This window comes from Rudaeicoccus suwonensis (genome assembly GCF_007829035.1).
Taxonomy (GTDB): Bacteria; Actinomycetota; Actinomycetes; order Actinomycetales; family Dermatophilaceae; genus Rudaeicoccus; species Rudaeicoccus suwonensis.
In genome coordinates this window covers 102196-123881 of record NZ_VIVQ01000001.1, presented here as the reverse complement: position 1 = coordinate 123881, position 21686 = coordinate 102196, and the positions used below count along the sequence as shown (strand labels likewise).

Genomic DNA, 21686 nt, shown 5'->3' with positions numbered 1-21686 from the left:
CTGCAAGAGAAGCTCAGAGCCGGCGGTCTGCCAGCACCGGAAACGCCTCGCGAGTCTGCGCGACCGTCGCCGGGTCGACGTCCACGGTCAGGACCTGCTCGTCGGCGCCTGCCTCGGCGAGCACCTCGCCGGTCGGCGCGATCACCGCACTGTGCCCGCCCATCTGGGTGCCGGCATGGGTCCCGGCCGTGTTGCACGCGAAGACGAAGCACTGGTCCTCGATCGCCCGTGCCTGCAGCAGGAGCCGCCACGCCTCTACCCGTGCCATGGGCCAGGCGGCGGGTATGACGAAAGCCGTTGCACCTTCGTCCAACTGGGCCCGATACAGCTCCGGGAACCGCAGGTCGTAACACGTCGACAGACCCGCGCGGACACCGTCGGGCAGGTCGAGCAGCACCAGGTCGGTGCCCGCCTCCATCAGTTTCGGCTCACCACCGGCGAATCCGAACCGGTGGATCTTGCGGTATGTCGCCGCCACCTCGCCGTCGGGTGCGAAGACCACCGAGGTGTTCCACAACGACTTGCCCTCGACACCGATCTCGCCGGAGTCGGGGTGCTCGGCGATCGAGCCGCCGTGCAACCACACACCCGCGTCGCGAGCGGCCGCCGCGAGCGCGGTCACCACCGGCCCGGCGATGTCCTGGGAGCGCTCGTCCCACTCGCGGTAGGAGAAGCCGCCTGCCGACCACAGCTCCGGCAGCACCACCAGCTCGGCGCCCGCCTGCGCGCGCACGAGAGCGGCCACCCGCTCAACACGGTCGGGCAGCGACTCGGCATCGCCATACGCAAGCTGTATCAAGGCAATTCGCATGCAGATCAGTCCTTTTCGCGGGATGAGCCGGCCACGGACTTCGCGCGGGCGGCCAGATAGTCGTTGTAGGCGCGCAACTCGGCGTCGCCGTCGCGCTCGGCCTGCCGCTCGGCGCGCGCCCCGTCGGCACGGTCGCGGCGATACCACTCACCCGCGAGCAGCATCGCCAGGATCAGCGTGGGCAACTCGCCCGCACCCCAGGCGATCGTGCCGGCGCTCTGCTGGTCGACCAGCGGCGAGACGACCCATGGCAGGTGCAAGGTCGTGAAGAAGTCCGGCGCCAGCACGGTCGTGCCGGTCATCAAGGCGACACCGAAAAACGCGTGGAAACAGATCGTCACCAGCAGCACGAGCAGCCGCGCGGGTGGCGACCAGCGGCGCGGGCCTGGGTCGACGCCGACGAGCGCCCACGCGTAGATGTAGCCCGACACCATGAAGTGCGTGACCATCAGCACGTGGCCTGTGTGGGTGCGCAGCGCGAAGTCGAACCACGGTGAGTAATAGAAGGTGACCAAGGTGCCGAGCACCAGGACGCTGGCAACCACCGGATTCGCGAGCACCGCGAAGACTCGCGAATGCACCACTGACAGAAGGATTTCGCGCGGTCCGAGGGTGTCGTCGCCGCGCTTGGGCAGGGCCCGCAGAGCGAGCGTCACACCGGCACCGCGCACCAGCAGGATCGGCACCATCATCGAGATACCCATGTGCCCCAGCATGTGCGCGGAGAACATCACCCGTCCGTAGACACCGGGTGCCCCGTCGACGAGGTAGACGAACAACACCCACCCCAGGCACCACACGACTGTGCGCGTCCACGGCCAGCGGTCACCGCGACGGTGCAGGCGGAGCACCCATTTCAGATAGACGAGGACGGCGACGACGGCGACCGCGGTGAACAACCACTCGACCCGCCACTGGGTCAGCCACGACATCGCGTGCAGCGCCGGAGGGGTCGGATAACCGGTCAGCGCGAGCGCCGGATCGGCCCGCTCGACGCTCGTCTGCGGGATCGGTGGTGCCGAGCGGGCGAGAGCCGCGGCGAGCCCGATCGCGACGCCCATCACAACCACCTCGACCCCGGCGAACCGCACGAACAACGCCCGCACCGGCGCGCCACCACCTCGCTGCAGGGCCGCCACGACCCGTCGGCGTTGCTGCAGACCAAGACCGCCGAGTATGCCGAGGGCCGCGATCTTGGCGAGCACGACTGCGCCATACCTGCTGGTCAGGCCGTCGGCACCGCCGAGGCGGATCCAGGCATTGAGCACTCCGGACAGCCCGACCGCGACGAAGCACCATGTCGCCACTGTCGAGAAACGCGCGACGACAGCGGGCGCGCCCTTGCCCAGCCGCGACCACATGACCAGCAACGCGAGCAGGCCGCCGACCCAGACCGCTGCTCCGACGAGATGGAAGGCCAGCGAGTTGACCGCGGCATCGTGGTCACTGCTGCCTGCGGCGTGCCCGACCAGCGCCAGCGGCAGTATGGCGAAGGCCGCGAGCGCGCACAGCCATGCCTGCCCGGAGCGGCGGGGCGCGGCGTAGGCACAAACCGCGACGATCATCGCGATGAGAGTCGAGACGGCCGGCGCGCGCAGCAACTCCAGCTGCCAGGTGGCACTCCATGCGCCGGACCAGAATCCGGGCGCACCGAGGTGCTGGCCCGAGACATCGGCATACGACAGGATCCCGCCGACGACGCCGGTGACGGCCCACGCCGTGGCCGACCACGCGGCATACCTCGCGGTACGCATCCGCCGCGCGGAGGTGCCGGTCTCGGGCACGAGGAAGCCACCGAGCAGCAGCAGACCGATGGTGAGCGACATCGACAGTTCGCCGGCGACGGTGGTGAGCGGGATCCCCCAGCGCACGATGACGCCGGGATCCAGCAGTTGGAGCGGGTCGACGGCGCCGGTGAAGCGCGCCGTCGCGGCGCAGACGACCAAGCCGGTGGCGAGAGCGGCCGTAAGCCAGCCGGGGTGCGTCGTCACCCGTCGCGCGGGTGCGGCTGGCTCCGGATGCATCACCCGAGAATACGTGGCCGCACGGATCATCGGATCTGCCTGCATCCGAGCCGTTAGGTTGGACCGTATGCCGACACACCCGCTTCCGCCCGATGGTCTTGCCGAACTGGTCGACGCCTATGCCAACACCACGCAGGCGGTCCTCGACCTCGGAATCACCTGTCACGCCGCGGATTTCGAACGTCCGACGCAGTGCGAAGGATGGACGGTCAAGGACCACATCTCGCACGTGGTCGGCATCGAGAACGCCCTGATCGGTGGAGTGGACCCAGAGGTCGAGGTGCCCGACTACCCGTGGCTGCGGCACGACATGGGCCGCTACATGGAGCAAGCGGTCGAGTTGCGGCGGGCTCGCACAGGCGCCGAGGTCGTAGGCGAGTTGAAGCGGGTGCTGCCGCGGCGGCTGCGCGCGCTGCGCGAGCCGGGGCTGACTGTCGACACACCCGTGCCTTCGCCCGGCGGACTGGGCGAGACGACGCTGGGCGACCAGTTGCGCATCCGTCTCATCGACATCTGGGTGCACGAGCAGGATCTGCGCGAGGCGCTCGGCCGTCCCGGCAACCTGGATTCGGCCGGTGCTGCGGAGTTCGTCACGCGGATCCTGGCCGCTTTTCCGGGGCGCGCGGCCAGGGCGGATCTGCCCGCGGGTGCATCAGTGATCATCGAGTCGACCGGGCCGGTGCTCGCGCGCGAGGGCGTGCGGATCACGCCCACCGCCGACGGCTCGCTGCGGGCGGAACCGTTGTTTTCGGGAACGGCACATGTGGACGAGAAGGACGACTCCACTGGCGAACTCATCATCGTGCCGCCGGGGTCGATCACCTCGATCCGGTTGACCACCGAGGCGCTGACACGGCGCGGCGCCGGGCGGGTGGCGACGGGAGAACTGCGCTACAGCGTCGAAGGTGATGAGGACTTCGCCCGCCGGGTGCTGGACCAGTTGGCGATCACGCCCTGACACCCGCGTTTGGCCGGCGATCACACACCCTGCGGATCGCCGACGCGAGTGTCACGTGTTCGCCCTCGCACGTCACGACTGGCACGTACGTGCCTCGAACACGGCACCGCGACTTGCGCGCAACTGCCCTGGCCAGCACGAAAGTCACATATTTGCCTTGACGATCGCGAGGTGACACGCAACTGACCTTGGTGGCCGCGAGTGCCACGCAACTGCCCCGACCACTGCGATCCAGGGCACTCCCGCGACACTCGCCCGCCGCGAGAGCACGCCCGCGACACCGGGTCCACCCCGAGTGTCACGTCCTCGCCCTCGCAGGCCGCGACTGGCATACAACTGCCCTTGACGATCGCGAGAGTCACGCAACTGCCCCGACCACCGCAATCCAGGGCACTCCCGCGCCACTCGCCCGCCCCGAGAGCACGCCCGCGACACCGGGTCCACCGCGAGTGTCACGTCTTCGCCGTTGCACGCCGCGACTGGCACGCAACTGACCTTGGTGGCCACGAGTGTCACGCAACTGCCCCGACCACCGCAATCCAGGGCACTCCCGCGCCACTCGCCCGCCCCGAGGGCACTCCCGCGACACTCGTGCATCGCAGCACGGCACCAGTTCGCGACCAGCACCACGACTGGCACGCAACTGCCTCGAACACGGCACCGCGAGTGTCACGTCTTCGCCGTTGCACGCCGCGACTGGCACGCAACTGACCTTGGTGGCCACGAGTGTCACGCAACTGCCCCGACCCACTGCGATCCAGGGCACTCCCGTGACACTCGATCCTGCCCAGGGCGCTCCCGTGACACTCGCCCTGCCGAGGGCGCTCCCGTGACACTCGACCGCAGCGTGTCTTGCGTGCTGCGCAGGGCAGCGCAGAAGCGCGATGACGTACGGACTGTATGTGCAAACAGCCACGCGACACGTATGCCGAAGCAGCTGTTTGACGAACAGCCATGTCAAAACAGCCATGTGACCGAGACAGCCAGGTGGCAGGTAGGTCGCGACGGGCGGGCAGTTGCAGGACAACGAAAAGCGCCGCTTCGGAAGGAAGACCTTCCGAAGCGACGCTCTGCGTCATACGTGCCGGAGTTACTCGGCGGCGTGCCGCGGCTTGCGCGACTCGTCGACCGCCAGTGCCGGACCGTTGGAGCTGGCCTCGTGCTTGCCGCCCGCGTCCGAGGAGCCTGCGGCATATTGCGCGTCGGACGAGCCGGCGTCGTCATACTCCGCCGACGGTGCACCGACGGTTGCCGGCACGAGCTCGGGGTTGGCAGGTGCCGCAGCCGCGCCGGCCATCGCCGCCTCGACCGGAGCGACCTCGACCGGAGCGGCCTCGACCGGAGCGGCCTCGACGTGTGCCGACGCATCAGATGCGGTCCCGGTGACCGCGCCACCCTCGGCAGCAGCTGCCGCCTGGGCGGACTGGGCGCGCAGTTCGACGTGCGGCATCAGCAGCAGCACCAGGAAGCCGACGAACATGACCGCGGCAGCCGCGATGAAGATGATGTCCATCGAGTTGGCGAAGCCGACCTTGAACGGGTGCGCGATGTCCGAGGCGACCGTGTTGAGCACGTCGGAGTTGTTCTGCACCTGCGCGGCGACGGTCCCGAAGACCTTTTGGTTCGCGGGCGTGCCCAACGACGGGTTCGCCTTGACGGCTGCACCGACAGCGGACTCGATCTTGTTGCCGACCGTGCTGAACAGGATCGACAGGAAGATCGCCACACCGAGGGTGCCACCGACCTGGCGGAAGAAGGTCGCGGCCGAGGTGGCCACGCCGATCTCCTTGGGCGGGACGGCGTTCTGCACGATCAGCGTGAGCGGCTGCATACAGTTGCCGAGGCCGAGGCCGACGATGAACATGTAGACCATGACCAGCACCAGGCTGGTGTCCGCGCCGATCCGCCACAGCAGCGCCAGACCGACGGTGGCGATCAGCGTGCCGATGATCGGGAAGATCCGGATGATTCCGGTCTTGGCGGTGATCAGACCGGACACGATCGCCGCGATCATGAGGCCACCGACCATCGGCAGCATCATCAGACCGGACTTCATCGGCGATGCGCCGTGCACGATCTGCATGTAGAGCGGCAGCACGGTGAGGCCACCGAACATGCCGATACCGACAATGACGCTGGCGACGATGGTGACGCTGGCCGCGCGCAGCTTGAAGATGCGCAGCGGGATCAAGGCGTCGTCCTTCATCAGGTGCTCGATGAGCACGAATGCAGCCAATCCAATGACACCGATGGCATAGCAGGCGATCGACTTGCCCGAGCCCCAGCCCCAGGTCCGGCCCTGCTCGGCGACGGTCAGCAGCGGCACCAGGCCGATGACCAGCGCGACGGCGCCCCACCAGTCGATGCGGGCCTTGCGCGGCACGTGGTTGAGCTTCAGCGTGAACGACACCACGACCAGCGCGATGAGGCCGATCGGCACGTTCACCAGGAACACCCAGCGCCAGCCGGTGATGCCGAAGATGTGGTTGCTCTGCGCGAGGAAGCCACCGATGACCGGACCGAGCACTGATGACGTGCCGAAGGTCGCCATGAAATAACCGGTGTACTTCGCACGTTCGCGCGGCGGCACCAGGTCACCGATGATCGCGAGGACCAGGGTGAACAGACCGCCGGCGCCGATGCCCTGGAATGCGCGCAGGGCTGCCAGTTCGTACATGGAGGTGGAGAACGAACACAGTGCGGAGCCGAGGATGAAGACGCTGATCGAGAACAGGAACAGCTTCTTACGGCCGTACATGTCGCCGAGCTTGCCGTAGATCGGCGTGGTGATCGTCGAGGTGATCAGGTATGCCGTGGTCACCCACGCCTGGATGGACAGACCGTGCAGGTCGTCGGCGATCGTGCGGATCGAGGTGCTCACGATCGTCTGGTCGAGCGCGGCGAGGAACATGCCGAGCATCAGACCGGACAGGATCGTCAGGATTTGCCGGTGGCTGTATTCACCGGTGGCGGGTGCTGTTGGCGCCGCCGTACGGGTCGTGGTCACGAAGCATCCTTTCGAGTGTCGGGGTTCGGGGGAAATTCGGTGAGGGGACCGTCGAGTCGCAGGCGCTCGATCTCGACGCTGAGGTCGTCGATGAAGCGCCGCAGGTATCCGCTGAATTGGCGGACCTCGATGTCGTTCCAGTCATGCAGCAGATGCTGGAACCACGAGCCGCGACCGTCCTGCAGGCGAGTGACGAAGGACTGCCCGTTCTCGGTCAGCGCGACGCGTTGTGCCCGGCCGTCGTCGGGATCGGAGACCTTCGCGACCAGGTCCTGCTGCACCAGGTGAGTCACCTGACGGCTGACGGTGGAGACGTCGGAATGGATGCTCTCCGCCAGCGCGGAGATCCGCATCGGTCCCGTGGTCAGCACGAACAGCAGCGGGTATGCAGACGGTTCGAGCCCCGGGTGCAGCCGCGGAGCGTGCGCTCGCAACGACTCGACCCGCTTGACCATATGGATCAACTCGGTCGACAACTCTGTCGCCACAGCGTGATCAATGGGCATGTCGGTCCTTCGGAGGAATGTGCAGTATGCCGCCGGCCCTCCCGGCGGTGCAGGCGCGTGATGTCCGGCGACAGTGACGGGCAGAACATTTGCTTGCGGCATACAACTATATACATTGGGGGTCGATGCTCCAAATCGGCGCAGGTATGGCGCACCGCTCCGGGCTCGCCGGATGCGGATTCGTTCGTACCCGGCGTCGCCGGATACGGATTCATCCGAACCCGCACCGCGCCAACCCCGCGCGCCCCATTCATCCCAGGTGAACGACTCGCCCCACTCATCCCAGGTGAACAATTCGCCCCACTCATCCCCGGGTGAACAACTCGCCCCACTCATCCCAGGTAAAACAACTCGCCCCACTCGCCCCGGGTGAACGACTCGCCCCACTCATTCCAGGTGAACGACTCGCCCCACTCGCCCCCCGGGCATGTCCCGGATGACGATTACTGACGAGTATCGAGCCGCTCAGCGGAAGCAATCGACATGTCAACCACGTGCCTGTGGCGCCTGGGGTGCCTGAGGTCCCTGTGGTGCCTGTGGCGCACCTGAACCCGTGCGCACCTGAACCCGTGCGCACCTGAACCCGTGCGCACCTGAGACCGGGCGCACCTGAACCCGTGCGCACGTGAGTCCATGATTCGGCGAGTGGCCGGGCACTTATTCGCGTGACTCGGCAAGGTGAGACGGGCGCACCGACGAGACGGGCGCTGCGAAACAATGGCCCGCATGGGTGATCGCGCGTCGAGCCTGCTGAGCCGGTTGCTGTCCGCCGGCGTCGAGGCGCGCGCCGACGGGACCACCCGCGCGGCATACAGCTCGGACGCCTCGCTCTACCGGGTGCCACCGACGGCCGTCGCGTTCCCGCGTTCGGAGGAGCAGATCCGCGTCGCGTATGACGTCGCCCGCGATCTCGGCGTGCCGCTGACGACGCGCGGCGCCGGCACGTCCGTCGCGGGCAATGCGATCGGCACGGGGCTGGTCCTCGACCTGTCGCGACATTTCGGCCACGTGCTCGACATCGATCCCGATGCGCGGACAGCGCGCGTGCAGCCAGGGGTCGTGCAGGAGCAGCTGCAGCGGGCGGCCGCGGAGCACGGTCTGCGGTTCGGACCGGATCCGTCGACGTCGACGCGCTGCACCATCGGCGGGATGATCGGTAACAACGCGTGCGGCTCGCGCAGCCTCGGCTACGGACGTACCGTCGACAACGTGCTCGGCCTGCGCGGATTCTTCGGCACCGGAACCGAATTCGAGCTCGCAAGCGCATCATCCACAAGCGCCGCGCCCGCGACACCCGAGGCGATCGCGCTCGCCGACCTCGGCGCCACCCATCTGGCACACATCCGCACCACCTTCGGTCGGTTCGGCCGCCAGGTCTCGGGCTACTCCCTCGAGCACCTGCTGCCCGAGCGCGGCGTCGACATCGCGCGCCTGCTCACCGGCTCCGAAGGCACCCTTGCCGTCGTCACCGAGGCGACGGTCCGGCTGGTGCCCGACCCCGCGCATCGCCGGATGATCGCGCTCGGCTTCGCCGACATCGTCGCCGCCGGCGATGCCGCCCCGGCTGTGCTGGCTCATCACCCCACCGCGTGCGAGGGGCTGGATGCCCGACTCATCGACGTGCTGCGCGATCGACGTGGCGCCAGCGCGGTGCCCGATCTGCCACGCGGCGCCGCATGGCTGTTCGTCGAGATCAGTGGCGATGACATCAAGGACGTCGAGGCTCGTGCCGCCGCGGTGGCGACCGATTCCGGCCTGGGTGCCACCGAGGCACGCGTGATCACCTCGGCGTCGGAAACCGCTGCACTGTGGCGGATTCGGGCGGACGGCGCTGGTCTGGCCGGGCGCTCTCCCGCCGGCGAACCGGCCTGGCCGGGCTGGGAGGACGCCGCTGTGCCGCCGGACCAACTCGGCCGGTATCTGCGCGATTTCGACGCATTGGTCAGCGAACACGGGTTGACCTCAGCACCGTTCGGTCACTTCGGTGACGGCTGCATGCACGTGCGGCTCGATCTGCCGTTGCAACGACCGGATGCCCGAAAAGTGTTGCGGGCGTTCATGACCGACGCCGCCCGCCTGGTCGGGCAGTATGGCGGCTCGCTCTCCGGCGAGCACGGTGACGGCCGCGCGCGCAGTGAGCTGCTGCCGCTGATGTATGACGCTGCGTCGATCCGCCTCTTCGCCGAGGTGAAACGCATCTGCGATCCCGAAAATGCTTTGAATCCAGGTGTTCTCGTCGCTCCGGCCGCCATCGACGACGACCTGCGCTTCCCGACGAAGGCGGCTCCGGCTACGAAGCGCCATCGCCCACTCGGGCTGGCGTGGGCCGCGGATGGCGGTGACCTGTCGCAGGCGGTGCATCGCTGCACCGGCGTCGCCAAGTGCCGCGCCGACAACACTGGCGCAGGCGGCGTGATGTGCCCGTCATACAACGCGACGAAGGACGAGAAAGATTCCACCCGCGGCCGCTCACGGGTGTTGCAGGAGATGATCAACGGCACTGGCGTGCAAGCGGATTGGGCTTCTCCTGAGGTGCACGAGGCTCTCGATCTGTGCCTGTCGTGCAAGGGCTGCCTGTCGGACTGCCCGACCGGTGTCGACATGGCATCGCTCAAGTCCGAGGTGCTGCACCAGACGTATGCCGGCAGGCGCCGACCCATCTCGCACTACACCCTCGGCCGACTGCCGCAGTTGTTGCGGCTGGCCGCGCGCGCACCGCGATTCTCCCGTGCCGCCATGCGATTCAGCGATCGAGTAGGCCCGCTGAAGTCGGCCGCGGGAGTGGATCCGCGACGCTCGATCCCTTCGATCGCCGCGCGGCCGTTCGCGCGCTGGGCACATGACGAGGGCCTTGCGGCATACGACCCGGATCGGCCGCCGGCCAACCCTGCGTTGCTGTGGGTCGACACCTTCACCGAGCACTTCACCCCGGCGATCGGCGCGGCGATGGTGCGGGTGCTGCGAGACGCGGGCTACAGCCCGGTGCTGCCCGCCGCCGCAGGCTGCTGCGGGCTGACGCTCATCTCGACCGGTCAACTCGATGCCGCGAAAAGCTCTCTGCGATCACTCGTTTCGACGCTCGCGCCCGCGGCGCATGCAGGTGTGCCGATCGTCGGCGTCGAACCCTCGTGCACCGCAGTGCTGCGCCACGACCTCGGCGAGCTGCTGCCCGGCGACACCGGCGCCCAGGCGGTCGCCAACGCCACCGTCACCCTCGCCGAGCTGCTGCAGTCGACCGACAGCTGGTCGCCACCGGACCTGTCTGCGGTGCGGGTGATCGCGCAGCCGCACTGCCACCACCATGCCGTGATGAGCTGGACCGCCGATGCCGCACTGCTCGATCGCGCCGGCGCAGCAGTGCAGCGACTAGGCGGATGTTGTGGATTGGCAGGCAATTTCGGTGTCGAGAAGGGTCACTACGACGTGTCTGTCGCGGTGGCACGCAGCACTCTGCTGCCGGCGGTGGAGGCCGCTGACCCGGCGGATGTGATTCTGGCCGACGGATTCTCGTGCCGCACGCAACTGCAGGATCTGGCGGGGAACACCGGCATACACCTCGCGCAGTTGCTGGCCGACCACCTCCACTGACCGGCCCAACCGAGTCCCGAAACGACCGCTGCCCCGGGTCGACGGGACCCGGGGCAGCGGCATACGTCAGCGGCGAATGTCACGCCCAGACAAGGGCTTTCGCCGGGTCTTCGAGCAGCGTCGCAACATCGGCGAGGAATCGCGAGCCGAGGTCACCGTCGACCAGACGGTGGTCGAAGGACAGCGACAGCTGCGTCACCTGACGCGGCACGATCTGGTCGACACCCGCAGCGTCGGTGACCACCCACGGCATCTTGCGGACAGCGCCGAAGCACAGGATCGCGGCCTCGCCGGGGTTGATGATCGGCGTGCCGTTGTCGACACCGAAGACCCCAACGTTGGTGATCGTGATCGAGCCGCCGGCCATGTCCGCCGGAGGCGTGCGCCCCTCACGAGCCGTCGACACCAGAGCGCCGAGCGCCTCGCCGAGCTCGCGCAGCGACATGCGATCGGCATCCTTGATGTTCGGCACGACGAGCCCGCGAGGGGTCGCCGCAGCGATGCCGAGGTTGATGTAGTGCTTCACGACGATCTCTTGAGCGCTGTCGTCCCAGGTGGCGTTGATGCCCGGATTCCGTTTGACCGCAAGGCAGAGCGCTCGCGCAAGCACCAGCAGCGGCGTGACCTTGATGTCCCGGAAGTCGCGGTCGTCACGCAGCCGGTCGACGAGTTCCATCGTGCGAGTCATGTCGACCGTGACGAACTCGGTGACATGCGGCGCGGTGAACGCCGACCCCACCATCGCCTGGGCGGTCATCTTGCGCACACCCTTGACCGGGATCCGCGTCTCGCGTTCGCCGCCCGAGTTGTATGCCGCAGCACTCGTCGCCGAGGTCTCGTCGACAGGTGCACCACCAGCCAGGAAGGCCTCGCAGTCGGCGCGGCTGATGACACCGTCGGCGCGTGACGGCGTCACCTGCGACAGGTCGATGCCGTTGTCCTTGGCGAACTTTCGCACTGGAGGCTTGGCAAGCACCTTGCCACCGGCAGCGGCTCCGCCACCCGCGCCGGTCGGCGCAGCTCCGCCACCCGCATCGCTGCGTGCGGCACGCACGGGCGCAGCGACCGAGTCCGACGGGACCGGCGCCTGCGGCAGGGCGTCGACGACGACATGGTGCTGCAGATCCGGTGCCGGCAACGGATCCGGTTGCGTGCCAGCGCCTTCGGGATGGTTGCCGTGGAATGCCCGACGCGCGCGGCGCTTGGTGGAGCCCTCGACCGCGCCATAGCCGACGAGGTTGGCGACACGTTCACCGGACTCCTCGGTCTCCGCCTTGCCCGCGGTGGCGGACCCGACAGCCCCAGAGGCGGCGGCCGCTGCGGGTGCTCCGCCTGCCGCAGCCGGCACGTCGTCGGCAGCGCCGGCGACCTCGATCGCCACGATCGGTGCTCCGACGTCGACCGTCGTGCCCTCGCTCACTAGGAGCTCGACGACGGTGCCCTCCCACGGAATCGGCAACTCCACCAGCGACTTCGCGGTCTCGATCTCGACGACGATGTCGTTGACCTTGACCGTGTCGCCGGCCTTGACCTTCCACGTGACGATCTCGGCCTCGACCAGACCTTCTCCCGGGTCGGGGAGGTTGAACTGCTTGACACCCATGAAAAGCGTTCTCCTAGTTCAGAAAAGTCAGAAGGCCAGAGCCTGGTCGACGCTGTCAAGGATCCTGTCGAGATCCGGCAGGAAGTCCTCCTCGTAGCGCGACGGCGGATACGGGATGTTGTAGCCGCCGACGCGCAACACCGGAGCCTCGAGCGAGTAGAAGCAGTCGCGCTGCACCTGGGCAGCGATCTCGGCGCCCATGCCCAGGAAGGTCGATGCTTCGTGCACGACGACGACCCGGCCGGTCTTGCGGGCCGACTCCATGATCGTCGGGGTGTCGAGCGGGGACAGCGAGCGCAGGTCGATGACCTCCAGCGACTTGCCCTCGGCAGATGCCGCTGCGGCTGCGTCGAGGCAGGTCTTGACCATCGGGCCGTAGGTGACCAGCGTCAGGTCACTGCCGGCACGGGCCACCCGTGCGGTGTGCAACCCGAGCGGAGCCCCTGCGGCCTCGTCGATCTCGACCTCGGCGCGCTCGTGATAGCGCCGCTTGGGCTCGTAGAACATCACCGGGTCGTCGGAGGCGATGGCCTGCTGAATCATCCAGTAGGCGTCCGCCGGGTCGGCGCAGGTGACCGTCCGCAGGCCCGCGGTGTGCGCGAAGTAGGCCTCGTTCGACTCGGAGTGGTGCTCGACGGCGCCGATGCCACCGCCATACGGCACGCGGATGACGAGCGGCATCCGCAGGTGACCCAGCGAGCGCGCGTGCATCTTGGCGACCTGGCTGATGATCTGGTCGAAGGCGGGGTAGATGAAGCCGTCGAACTGGATCTCGACGACCGGGCGGTAGCCGCGCAGCGCCAAGCCGATCGCGGTGCCGACGATGCCGGATTCGGCGAGCGGGGTGTCGATGACGCGGTCTTCACCGAAGTCCTTCTGCAGGCCCTCGGTGATGCGGAAGACGCCGCCGAGTTTGCCGACGTCCTCTCCCATGAGCACGACCTTCGGGTCGTCCTCCATTGCTTTGCGCAGCCCGGCGTTGAGGCCCTTGGCCAGCGACAGCTTCTGCCGGTTCGGCGTGGTGTCGGTCATCAGCGGGCTCCTTCCGCGTCGGCGAACGAGGAGTGGTAGGCGATGAAGTCCGCCTTCTCCTGCTCGACGACCGGGTGCTCGTCGACATAGATGTCGTCAAACATGTGCGGCTTCGCCGGGTCGGGCATCTGCTGACAGGCGACACGGATGCGTGCGGCGAGTTCGTCGGCCTCGGCGTCGACGGCGTCGAAGAATGCTTCGTCGGCGTGACCCTTGGTCGTCATGAACCCGCGCATCCGCTTGATCGGGTCCTTCTCGCGCCAGATGTCGACCTCGGTCGCGATGCGGTACTTGGTCGGGTCGTCGGAGGTGGTGTGCGCACCCATCCGGTAGGTGAACGCCTCGATGAGCGTGGGGCCCTGCCCGGCGCGGGCGGCGTCGAGTGCGGCCTTGGTCACGGCATACACCGCGAGCACGTCGTTACCGTCGACCCGCACGCCGGGAAATCCGAAACCGCGGGCGCGCTGGTACGGCGGGATGCGGAACTGCTTGTAGTTGGGCTCGCTGATAGCCCATTGGTTGTTCTGCACGAAGAACACGAGCGGTGCGTTGGCGACGCCGGCGAACACCAGCGCCTCGTTGAAGTCGCCCTGGGCCGTGCCACCGTCACCGGTGAAGGCCATCACTGCCGCATCGCGCGCGTCGTCGCCGGTGCCCACGTCGCCGTCGCGCTGGATGCCCATCGCATAACCGGTCGCGTGCAGCATCTGGTTGCCGATGACGATCGTGTAGAGGTGGAAGTTGTGCTCGTTGCTGTCCCAGCCGCCGTGGTTGACGCCACGGAACATGCCGAGCAGGTTCTCCGGCGGCACTCCGCGGCACCACGCGACGCCATGCTCGCGGTAGCCGGGGAAGGCGTAGTCCTGGGCACGCATCGCACGACCCGCGCCGACTTGTGCCGCCTCCTGGCCCAGCAGCGACGGCCACAGACCGAGCTCGCCCTGACGCTGCAGCGCGTGACCTTCGGCGTCGACGCGGCGCACCAGCACCAGGTCGCGATACATCGAGCGCGCGTCCTCGGAGGTCATGTCCTCCACGATCTGCGCGTAGGCCTCGTTCGCGGCCGACGTCGGCAGCCGGTTGCCCTCACCGTCGACGAACTGGACCATGTCCGGCCCGCCGTCCGTGATGTCGTGTTCCATCGGGGAATCCACCACCGTCTCGTGATGTCGCACCGAGTTCGGCACGCCCGTGGGTGCCGAATCCATTGCATCGTCGTGCATGGGCCCTCCTTGGGCTGCGCTCGGCTGGGTGTGCCGGACGCACTGTCTCTACCTGCAGGCAGCGGGATCACCGCGGCGCCGCACGCCGCCCCATCGACCGTCGGTCGGTATGGCGCGGCTCACATTTTGAACAGTCCGAAGGCTACCCGCGCGCGACCGCGGAGCCCGCATCGGGATTCGCTACCTGCCGGTAGGAGTGACGGGAGCTACGACGCGGGGGCGTAAGAAGGCTGCCTCGGCATTGGCGACGGGCGTAACGATCTGGGAGTGCACCTCGGTGGGTGAACTGTGCCCGGTGTCGGCCTCGAACGCTGCTCCGACCAACGAGGCCACAGCGATCGAACCCATCACCGTCAACATGCTGCGTCGTGTGACCACGAGGCTCCCACCGCTGAACCCGGAATCGAATCGCCACCAGCCTGCTCCCCGAGGGCGCCCGATTGCAACCACCCACGGGGTCGTTTCGCAACCGTTCACCCGGCGGGGGCATGGCCGGACACTGTCCGTGCCGTATGACGCCGGCCGTCGACGGGCCGGCGTTGGTCGGATCAGCGCTTGATGAAGTCGGCCGCCACCTGCAGCAGCCGGTCGGTCGCCTCGACCTCACCGATGCTGCAACGCACACCGTCGGTGGCGAACGGTCGCACGACCAGGCCGGCCTCCTCCGCAGCGGCTGCGAAGGCGGGCGTCCGATCGCCCAGCGGCAGCCAGACGAAGTTCGCCTGGGTGTCCGGCACGGCATAGCCCAGCTGACGCAGCCCGGTCAGCAGACGATCGCGCTCGGTGACGAGCGCGTCGACGCGGACGGCCAGCTCGTCATACGCCTCGAGGCTTGCGATCGCGGCGCGCTGGGCGATGTCACTGACACCGAAAGGAGTCGCGGCCTTGCGCAGCGCGGCGGCGACCGGCTCGTGCGCGATGGCGTAACCGACGCGCAGGCCGGCCAGCCCGTACGCCTTGGAGAACGTGCGCAGCACCACGACGTTCTGACGCGCGCGGTATGTCGCAAGGGCGTCCGGTGCGCGGTGATCGCGACCGAATTCCAGGTAGGCCTCGTCGATGACGACCACGACGTCATCCGGCACCCGGTCGAGGAAGGCGTCGAGTTCATCGGCGTGCACAACGGGCCCGGTCGGGTTGTTCGGAGTGCAGACGACCACCAGGCGGGTGCGATCGGTGATCGCGTCGGCCATAGCGGTCAGGTCGTGCCGGGAGTCCGAATCCAGAGGAACCGCAACGCCGTTCGCGCCGGCGAGCGCGATCACGATGGGATAGGCCTCGAATGAGCGCCACGCGTAGACGACCTCGTCGCCCGGCTCGCAGGTGATCTGCAGCAGTTGTCCGAGCAGACCGACGCTGCCGGTGCCGGTGGCGACCTCGTCCACACCGACCCCGAATCGCTGCGCCAACGCCTCCCGCAACGCGACGACACCCATGTCGGGGTAGCGGTTGATCTCGAGGGCGGCCTCCTGCACGGCCTTGATCACCGACGGCAGCGGCGGGTAGGGGTTCTCGTTGCTGCTGATCTTGTAGGTCGTCAGGTCGGCCCGCTGAGCAGCCGGCTTGCCGGGAACGTAACCGGGGACGTTGTCCAAGGTGGTGCGCAGCCGAACGACACTGGTCGGCGAGGTGGAATCGGTCATGTCGATCACCTTATTGCGGTCGGTCGACGCCGCGCTGTGCGAGGCTGGCGCCATGAAGAACTTCGCCATCAAGACCGGTGTCAACGCCATCGCCCTGTGGGTCGCCGCGCTGGTCGAGCCGGGCATCACGCTGGCTCAGGGCAGCAAGTCGACCAGCTCGAAACTGCTGACGATCGTGCTGGTCGCAGTGCTCTTCGGCATCATCAACGCCATCATCAAGCCGATCGCGACGTTCTTCTCGTTCCCGCTGATCGTGCTGACCGTGGGGCTGTTCACCTTCATCGTCAACGCGCTGATGCTGCAGCTGCTGTCGTGGTCGTCGGGCAAGCTGGGCCTGGCGTTCCACGTCGACCACTTCTTCTGGAGCGCGGTGCTCGGCGCCCTCGTGGTGTCCTTCGTGGCGATCCTGCTCAACATCCTGCTGCCGGACGATCACAAGGTGAGGTGACCGCTCACCAGTGCGGGTCGAAGCCGTTCTCCAGGTATGCCGTAGCCCCCTCTTCGTCGACGGCCTGTATGCCGCGCTGCACCAACCGAGCTGTGTAATCCGCTGCGTGCTGCGCTAATTCCGCCTGGTCGCACCAGTGGATCGCTTTGATCTCGCGTGGTTGCAGCACCGGTGAATCCAGGTCGTGCTCGGGCAGCGTGATGTCGAACAGGTAGAGCATCGCGTCGTCCCAGCCGCGCCATGCCGGCAGCCAACTGACCACGGCCAGCGACCGGATCCGGCCGGTCACGCCGAGTTCCTCGCGCAGTTCGCGCAGCACCGCGGTGGCAGGTGACTCGAACGGGTCGACCACGCCACCGGGCAGATCCCAGAATTTCTTGTAGACCAGCTCGCACGTGAGCACCCGGCCCTGCGCGTCACGCACGAGCGCCTGGGCGATGGCGCGTTTGGTCGGCAGCGAATTGTTCAGCCAGGCAGTGAAGGCCTCGCGGGTGCGCGGCTGCGGATCGGTGACCAGCCGGCTCAGCAGGAAGGCATCCGACCATCCGTCCGGGCGCAACTCGTAGTCGCGCAGCAGACCTTCTTTGCGCAATCCCGCGGCCGAAGCGGTGCGCAGCGACCGGCGGTTGCGTGGGTCGACATACGCCTCGACCCGTCGCAGACCCAGGTCGGCGAAGGCATAGTCGATGAGCATGCGGACCGACTGCTGGGCCAGGCCCCGCCCGCGGTAGGCGGGAAAGAGTGCCCACGACAGCTGTCCCGTGCTGGTGTTGTCCGGGCGGGTGCGCACCTCGACGGTGCCGGCGACCTGACCATCGACGTCGATGACGAAACTGACTGTGCTGCGGCCATTCTCGTATCCCTCGCGCCAGCGGCGGATCGCGTCGGCCTGTTGCTCGGCCGGCGGCGTGACCTCGACAAATCCGAACCAGCGCGCGATCTCGGCGTCGTGCTGCAGTCGCGCCGGGTCGACGTCGTCGTCACGCCAGGGCCGCAGCACCACGCCGTCCGCGGCCAGCGTGGGTTGGGCCGGCGGCGGGACAGAAGCCATGCTGCGACCCTACCCGTCGGTCCGCTGGCGGCACCGACGAGCGACGGCCCGTCCTACAGCTCGGCTGAGGGCGCGGACATGGGTCCGCCCCCACAGCTGTGAGCTGCGGGGGCGGATCGGAAATGCGGGTGGACGACGTCAGCCGGTGACCGGGAGGGTCGTGGTCGTCGGCGTCGGCGTGGGGGGCTCGGTGGTGCCCGTCGGGGTACCGGTCGGGGTCCCCGTCGGCGAGGTGGTGGGTGACGTGGACGACGTGGGTGCGCTCGCGCCACAGGTCGCGCCGGCGAGGGCCACGTAGCTGCCCGCACCGAACGCGCTGGACAAGTCGACATAGGCGCCGGCGGTGTGGCCGCTGACCATCACCGAACCGAAGGTGACATTGCCGATCAGGTTGGGCGAGTTGGCGAACTTCGCGAGGGACACCGATGCCCCTGCGAGATAGGTCCCGGCTGCGCCACCGCCGACAACTGTGACCACCGGCTTACCGGCCGAGCACGCCGTGCTGACTCCCACGGGAGCCCCACCAAAGAACGACACAGTGCCCTTACCTGCCGCTGCCGTCCCTGCGAACGTTGACCCGTCGGCGTAGGCGCCCGTGACCCAGCCGGCGCTTCCCGTGCTGTCAGTGGCGTTCGCCCAGGAGACGCCGTAGAACGTGTTGGTGGCGGCGGAGCTTGCTCCGCTGGATACGACGAGTCCTGCGGCGGCCGCAACTCCGGCTACCAGCGAGGCCCCAAACAGCGCCGTGTTGCGCTTCATGATGATGGTTCCCTTCGATTGATTATGCAGTGATATCAATAGGTGTGCCCGCAGGCAATTCCGCGAACATAGCCAACGCAGCAGCGGGAACACGCACGCAACCATGCGAAACTTTCCCCCGCCGACCGTCTTCTGTCGGCCAGCCATGAATGGCAACGGTGCCAGGACCGCCGCCGTAGGAATCCAGGGTGTTCGAGTGAGCACCCGTCGCATAGATGATCGGCGAGAAATCCTGATCCGGGTCTACGAAACCCGCGAGCAGGAATGTCTGACCTATCGGTGTCGGCGTTGAGGTGGCCCCCTGACCAACCGTCCATTCACCCATCAAGACCCCCCCTTTGCTGACTTCCAGTGTCCCGCTGCTGAGCGAGACGTGAACTGACCATGAGGTGCGCGCAGTTCGAAGCCCCGTCAAAGGAATCCACGCGGTGCTGCCGTTCGGTCGAGATGGTAGTCGCACCTGCACCCAATTCGCCATCCTCGCAATCACCGGCAACCAGATGCGACCGGCGAATTGTGAGTACGGAATGACCGTGATCGGATTCTTTCCGGGGGCAGCGAATCCGGTGATGTTCTTACTGATGAAAACGAGGTTTCCCCCGCTTCCAGCGGTGAGATTAACCGGTGCCGCTTTGACCGTTCCCTCCGTCGTCGCCCTGGGAAGAGCGGCGAGTTCGGCCGAAGATACGACGGGCACAGGGATGTTCACTGGTGCGGAACTCGTGCTCGGAGACGATGATGGTTGCTGCTCCTGGGCAGCAGCCTTTCCGCTGCCACCGAAGAGTTTCACCCCGCCCGCGACCAGCAAAATCATGACCAAAAAACCGGCCACAACCCCTAGCACCGACGTCCAGACCCGGCGAACCGAACTGGATGAACGCTTCCCCTGCTCTGCCATATCTTCCTCGACCACTCATGCAACCGGCCAACTGCTGAAGGCCGGTTCCGGTTCATTCTCTCGCGCCCGATCCGAATGCCGACCCTGCGAACTGCTGGATCGGCATTCGGATCGAGCAACCGAGAATTACTTCAGAGCGGTGATGAAGGCCCAACCCGAGGGGGTGCCGACGCCGGTGGCGTTGTCCCAACCCGGGCCCGACTTCAGGATCATCGGAGCCGCGTCGGGCGCCTGGTCGAACCCGATGACCAGCGACTGGCCGGAGGTGTTCTGCAGGAATGCGCCGTACTTGCCGAAGGCGTTGATGTCGGTGATCGCCGACGTGCCGGCCAACTTGTAGAACAGCGGAGCGACGTTGCCCAACTGCACGTTGTTGTAGGCCTTGGCCAATGCCACGGTGGCCGCGAGAATCGGCGAGGCAAGGCTGGTGCCGCCATACGTTGCGTACGTCGGGGTGATCTTAGTGACCTTGCCTGCCGAGTTCACGGTGTACTGGTCGTAATGGATCGTGAAACCGGTCTCCGGGTTCGCCAGTGCCGACGCGTCCGGCAACGCTCGCATCGTGTTCGAGATGCCGTTGACGTGACCCTTCTGCCATGTAGGCATCGCCCAGGACTGGCTGACGCCACCGCCACCGCCGTTGGTCACGTAGGTCGCCGTCGAGTTACCACAAACCTGCTCAGTGAAAACCTGCTTGGTGACATCTGTGAACTGGTTGGACGACGGGCTCGCCTGCAGGTAGACCCGGTTCTCCCAGCCCGCCTGGACCGGCTGGGTGCCGTTCTCCGCGAGACCGATCGACGTACCGCCGACCGCGCTGAGGTAGTTGTCCGCAGCCGGGTAGCCGACGCTCGGTGTTCCAGGCTTTGTAGCCGTCGCGGTGCAGTTGTCAGTGCTGTTGTTACCTTCGTCGCCGGTTGCTGCGAATGCGCTGATACCGGTCAGCGCGGCTTGGGCGAGCGGGCGATCCCATGCCGCCTTGTCAGCGGGCGTCAGGCCGTCGTTCGGGTTCGAACTTGGCACGTCTGACGTCGTGCCGAAGGACATTGAGATCGTCGAGACCTGGTGGGCGTCGACCATGGCCTGCAACGAGGCCTGCAGGTCTGCGTCATAGCAACTCGCCGCGCCGTAGTAGATGATCGGCGAGTTCGGCGAGATCGAGTGCGACGACTGGGTGTCGATCGCCAGCTCCGGCTGAACGCCATACGGGTCGCAGTCGGCCATGTTCTTGTTGGGAGCAGTCACGTGTGGGGTGAAGCTTTTCAGCAGCGGGTACCCCGCAGCCTGCATGTAGCTGTTGGTGGTCGCCAACAGATCTGGGTCACTGCCCCACAGCAGCAGACCGATCGTCGGCGCCTTGGTCTGCGCTTTCTTCACGCCGTACATCGTTGTGAGGTCCTGGGGCACATAGCCACAGGTGATGTCGGACTCTTTCTGATACTTCGCGTAGGTCGCGGTGAGGTGCTGACCCCAATAGTCGACACAGTTGAAGGTCGAGTCGCCGTCAGCAGCGGACTTGGACTTGGAGAACTTCGCCACCGGCCGGATCGTCGACCGAAGCGAGCCCGGCTTGAGCTGGTTCTCCGTCTGCATCTTCGTCAGGCTGTTCAGTCCGGAGACTCCGGACAGACCCAGCGATGCCGGGACCCTAGGCGCCTGCTCGACGGCAAGTCCACTGGTGGCACCCAGAGTTGCGTTGCGCATCGTCACGCCGAAGGCGTGGTTGATGTGGCCGACAGACGCACTGACCATCACCTGGCCCGAGTTGCGGCTGACCTGGGTGACCGTGAAGCCCTGCTTCTTGGCCCACGCCTGGACGCGGCTCATCTGAGCGGCCGACGGTGCGAACTTCGCCGCGAACTGCGCCGGCGTCAGCACAGTGCCCTTCGCGATGAGCGCGCTCTCCAGAGCTTGGTTGCGCAGCGGAACCTGCAAAGCGAAGCTGACAGAGGTCGAACTCGAAGCCGCGCCGAACAGACGGGCCCCCGAACTCGGGCTCAACGCGGAGTTGGACAGCGCAACAGTGCTGTTGGGGCTGACCGCGGCATAAGCCGTGGCGGCCGGCGCAGCAGCAACCGCTGCTACGGCTGCGGCCGCAATGACGGCGCGACGTTTCATAAAGCTCTCCCTTGGAT

At 67.2% G+C, this 21686-nt stretch carries 15 protein-coding genes; 3 read left to right on the top strand and 12 right to left on the bottom strand.

Annotated features, from left to right (window positions below; all coding sequences use genetic code 11):
• Window positions 1–13 precede the first annotated feature (13 nt).
• The gene (locus BKA23_RS00555; protein ID WP_145224547.1) at window positions 14–811 is read right to left on the bottom strand and encodes a carbon-nitrogen family hydrolase; all 798 of its coding nucleotides are present in this window, start codon (window positions 809–811) and stop codon (window positions 14–16) included.
• Window positions 812–816: 5 nt separating this feature from the next.
• The gene (locus BKA23_RS00550; RefSeq protein ID WP_145224545.1) at window positions 817–2835 is read right to left on the bottom strand and encodes a bifunctional copper resistance protein CopD/cytochrome c oxidase assembly protein; all 2019 of its coding nucleotides are present in this window, start codon (window positions 2833–2835) and stop codon (window positions 817–819) included.
• A 67-nt stretch (window positions 2836–2902) separates the two neighbouring features.
• Between BKA23_RS00550 and BKA23_RS00545 the strand changes: the two genes are divergently transcribed.
• Entirely contained in the window at window positions 2903–3793 is an 891-nt protein-coding gene (locus BKA23_RS00545) for a maleylpyruvate isomerase family mycothiol-dependent enzyme (RefSeq protein ID WP_145224543.1), read from the top strand.
• 1090 nt (window positions 3794–4883) lie between these two features.
• On the opposite strand, the gene BKA23_RS00540 is transcribed toward BKA23_RS00545, so the two are convergent.
• Window positions 4884–6800 carry an MDR family MFS transporter gene (locus BKA23_RS00540; protein ID WP_246104385.1) on the bottom strand — a complete coding sequence of 639 codons (1917 nt, stop codon included), beginning with the start codon at window positions 6798–6800 and terminating at the stop codon, window positions 4884–4886.
• The gene (locus BKA23_RS17555; RefSeq protein ID WP_170226309.1) at window positions 6797–7306 is read right to left on the bottom strand and encodes a MarR family winged helix-turn-helix transcriptional regulator; all 510 of its coding nucleotides are present in this window, start codon (window positions 7304–7306) and stop codon (window positions 6797–6799) included. Before BKA23_RS17555 ends, BKA23_RS00540 begins: the two co-directional genes overlap by 4 nt.
• 726 nt (window positions 7307–8032) lie before the next feature.
• Between BKA23_RS17555 and BKA23_RS00530 the strand changes: the two genes are divergently transcribed.
• Window positions 8033–10894 (top strand): FAD-binding and (Fe-S)-binding domain-containing protein, encoded by a 2862-nt coding sequence (locus BKA23_RS00530; RefSeq protein WP_211841550.1) that lies wholly within the window; start codon window positions 8033–8035, stop codon window positions 10892–10894.
• Between the two features lie 79 nt (window positions 10895–10973).
• Here BKA23_RS00530 and BKA23_RS00525 read toward each other — a convergent pair whose 3' ends face one another.
• The 4 genes from BKA23_RS00525 to hisC all read right to left on the bottom strand — a co-directional run bounded on the left by BKA23_RS00525 (window position 10974) and on the right by hisC (window position 16395).
• A complete protein-coding gene (locus BKA23_RS00525; protein ID WP_145224537.1) occupies window positions 10974–12497 on the bottom strand; it encodes a dihydrolipoamide acetyltransferase family protein in 1524 nt (507 codons plus the stop codon).
• A 27-nt stretch (window positions 12498–12524) separates the two neighbouring features.
• Window positions 12525–13529, bottom strand: a complete 1005-nt coding sequence (locus BKA23_RS00520) for an alpha-ketoacid dehydrogenase subunit beta (RefSeq protein WP_145224535.1) — start codon at window positions 13527–13529, stop codon at window positions 12525–12527.
• Window positions 13529–14752 carry a pyruvate dehydrogenase (acetyl-transferring) E1 component subunit alpha gene (pdhA, locus tag BKA23_RS00515; RefSeq protein WP_145224533.1) on the bottom strand — a complete coding sequence of 408 codons (1224 nt, stop codon included), beginning with the start codon at window positions 14750–14752 and terminating at the stop codon, window positions 13529–13531. Before pdhA ends, BKA23_RS00520 begins: the two co-directional genes overlap by 1 nt.
• 548 nt (window positions 14753–15300) lie before the next feature.
• A complete protein-coding gene (gene hisC / locus BKA23_RS00510; RefSeq protein WP_145224531.1) occupies window positions 15301–16395 on the bottom strand; it encodes a histidinol-phosphate transaminase in 1095 nt (364 codons plus the stop codon).
• Between hisC and BKA23_RS00505 the strand changes: the two genes are divergently transcribed.
• Complete coding sequence (locus tag BKA23_RS00505; protein ID WP_246104384.1) at window positions 16394–16843, top strand: phage holin family protein; 450 nt, start codon at window positions 16394–16396, stop codon at window positions 16841–16843. The two genes, hisC and BKA23_RS00505, sit on opposite strands and share 2 nt — an antisense overlap.
• A 4-nt stretch (window positions 16844–16847) precedes the next feature.
• On the opposite strand, the gene BKA23_RS00500 is transcribed toward BKA23_RS00505, so the two are convergent.
• From BKA23_RS00500 to BKA23_RS00485, 4 genes are all read right to left on the bottom strand, one after another.
• Window positions 16848–17894, bottom strand: a complete 1047-nt coding sequence (locus tag BKA23_RS00500; RefSeq protein ID WP_145224529.1) for an NUDIX hydrolase — start codon at window positions 17892–17894, stop codon at window positions 16848–16850.
• A gap of 138 nt (window positions 17895–18032) precedes the next feature.
• Entirely contained in the window at window positions 18033–18653 is a 621-nt protein-coding gene (locus tag BKA23_RS00495; protein ID WP_145224527.1) for a hypothetical protein, read from the bottom strand.
• A gap of 22 nt (window positions 18654–18675) precedes the next feature.
• Window positions 18676–19566: a L,D-transpeptidase gene (locus tag BKA23_RS00490; RefSeq protein ID WP_145224525.1), complete on the bottom strand. Its 891-nt coding sequence runs from the start codon at window positions 19564–19566 to the stop codon at window positions 18676–18678.
• A 111-nt stretch (window positions 19567–19677) separates the two neighbouring features.
• Window positions 19678–21669 (bottom strand): S53 family peptidase, encoded by a 1992-nt coding sequence (locus tag BKA23_RS00485; RefSeq protein WP_170226308.1) that lies wholly within the window; start codon window positions 21667–21669, stop codon window positions 19678–19680.
• Between the last annotated feature and the right edge of the window lie 17 nt (window positions 21670–21686).

Coding starts and splice junctions, on each gene's coding strand:
- BKA23_RS00555 (WP_145224547.1), bottom strand. CDS start 811: ATGCGAATTGCCTTGATACAGCTTGCGTATGGCGATGCCGAGTCGCTG.
- BKA23_RS00550 (WP_145224545.1), bottom strand. CDS start 2,835: ATGCATCCGGAGCCAGCCGCACCCGCGCGACGGGTGACGACGCACCCC.
- BKA23_RS00545 (WP_145224543.1), top strand. CDS start 2,903: ATGCCGACACACCCGCTTCCGCCCGATGGTCTTGCCGAACTGGTCGAC.
- BKA23_RS17555 (WP_170226309.1), bottom strand. CDS start 7,306: ATGCCCATTGATCACGCTGTGGCGACAGAGTTGTCGACCGAGTTGATC.
- BKA23_RS00530 (WP_211841550.1), top strand. CDS start 8,033: ATGGGTGATCGCGCGTCGAGCCTGCTGAGCCGGTTGCTGTCCGCCGGC.
- BKA23_RS00525 (WP_145224537.1), bottom strand. CDS start 12,497: ATGGGTGTCAAGCAGTTCAACCTCCCCGACCCGGGAGAAGGTCTGGTC.
- BKA23_RS00520 (WP_145224535.1), bottom strand. CDS start 13,529: ATGACCGACACCACGCCGAACCGGCAGAAGCTGTCGCTGGCCAAGGGC.
- pdhA (WP_145224533.1), bottom strand. CDS start 14,752: ATGCACGACGATGCAATGGATTCGGCACCCACGGGCGTGCCGAACTCG.
- BKA23_RS00505 (WP_246104384.1), top strand. CDS start 16,394: ATGTCGATCACCTTATTGCGGTCGGTCGACGCCGCGCTGTGCGAGGCT.
- hisC (WP_145224531.1), bottom strand. CDS start 16,395: ATGACCGATTCCACCTCGCCGACCAGTGTCGTTCGGCTGCGCACCACC.
- BKA23_RS00500 (WP_145224529.1), bottom strand. CDS start 17,894: ATGGCTTCTGTCCCGCCGCCGGCCCAACCCACGCTGGCCGCGGACGGC.
- BKA23_RS00495 (WP_145224527.1), bottom strand. CDS start 18,653: ATGAAGCGCAACACGGCGCTGTTTGGGGCCTCGCTGGTAGCCGGAGTT.
- BKA23_RS00485 (WP_170226308.1), bottom strand. CDS start 21,669: ATGAAACGTCGCGCCGTCATTGCGGCCGCAGCCGTAGCAGCGGTTGCT.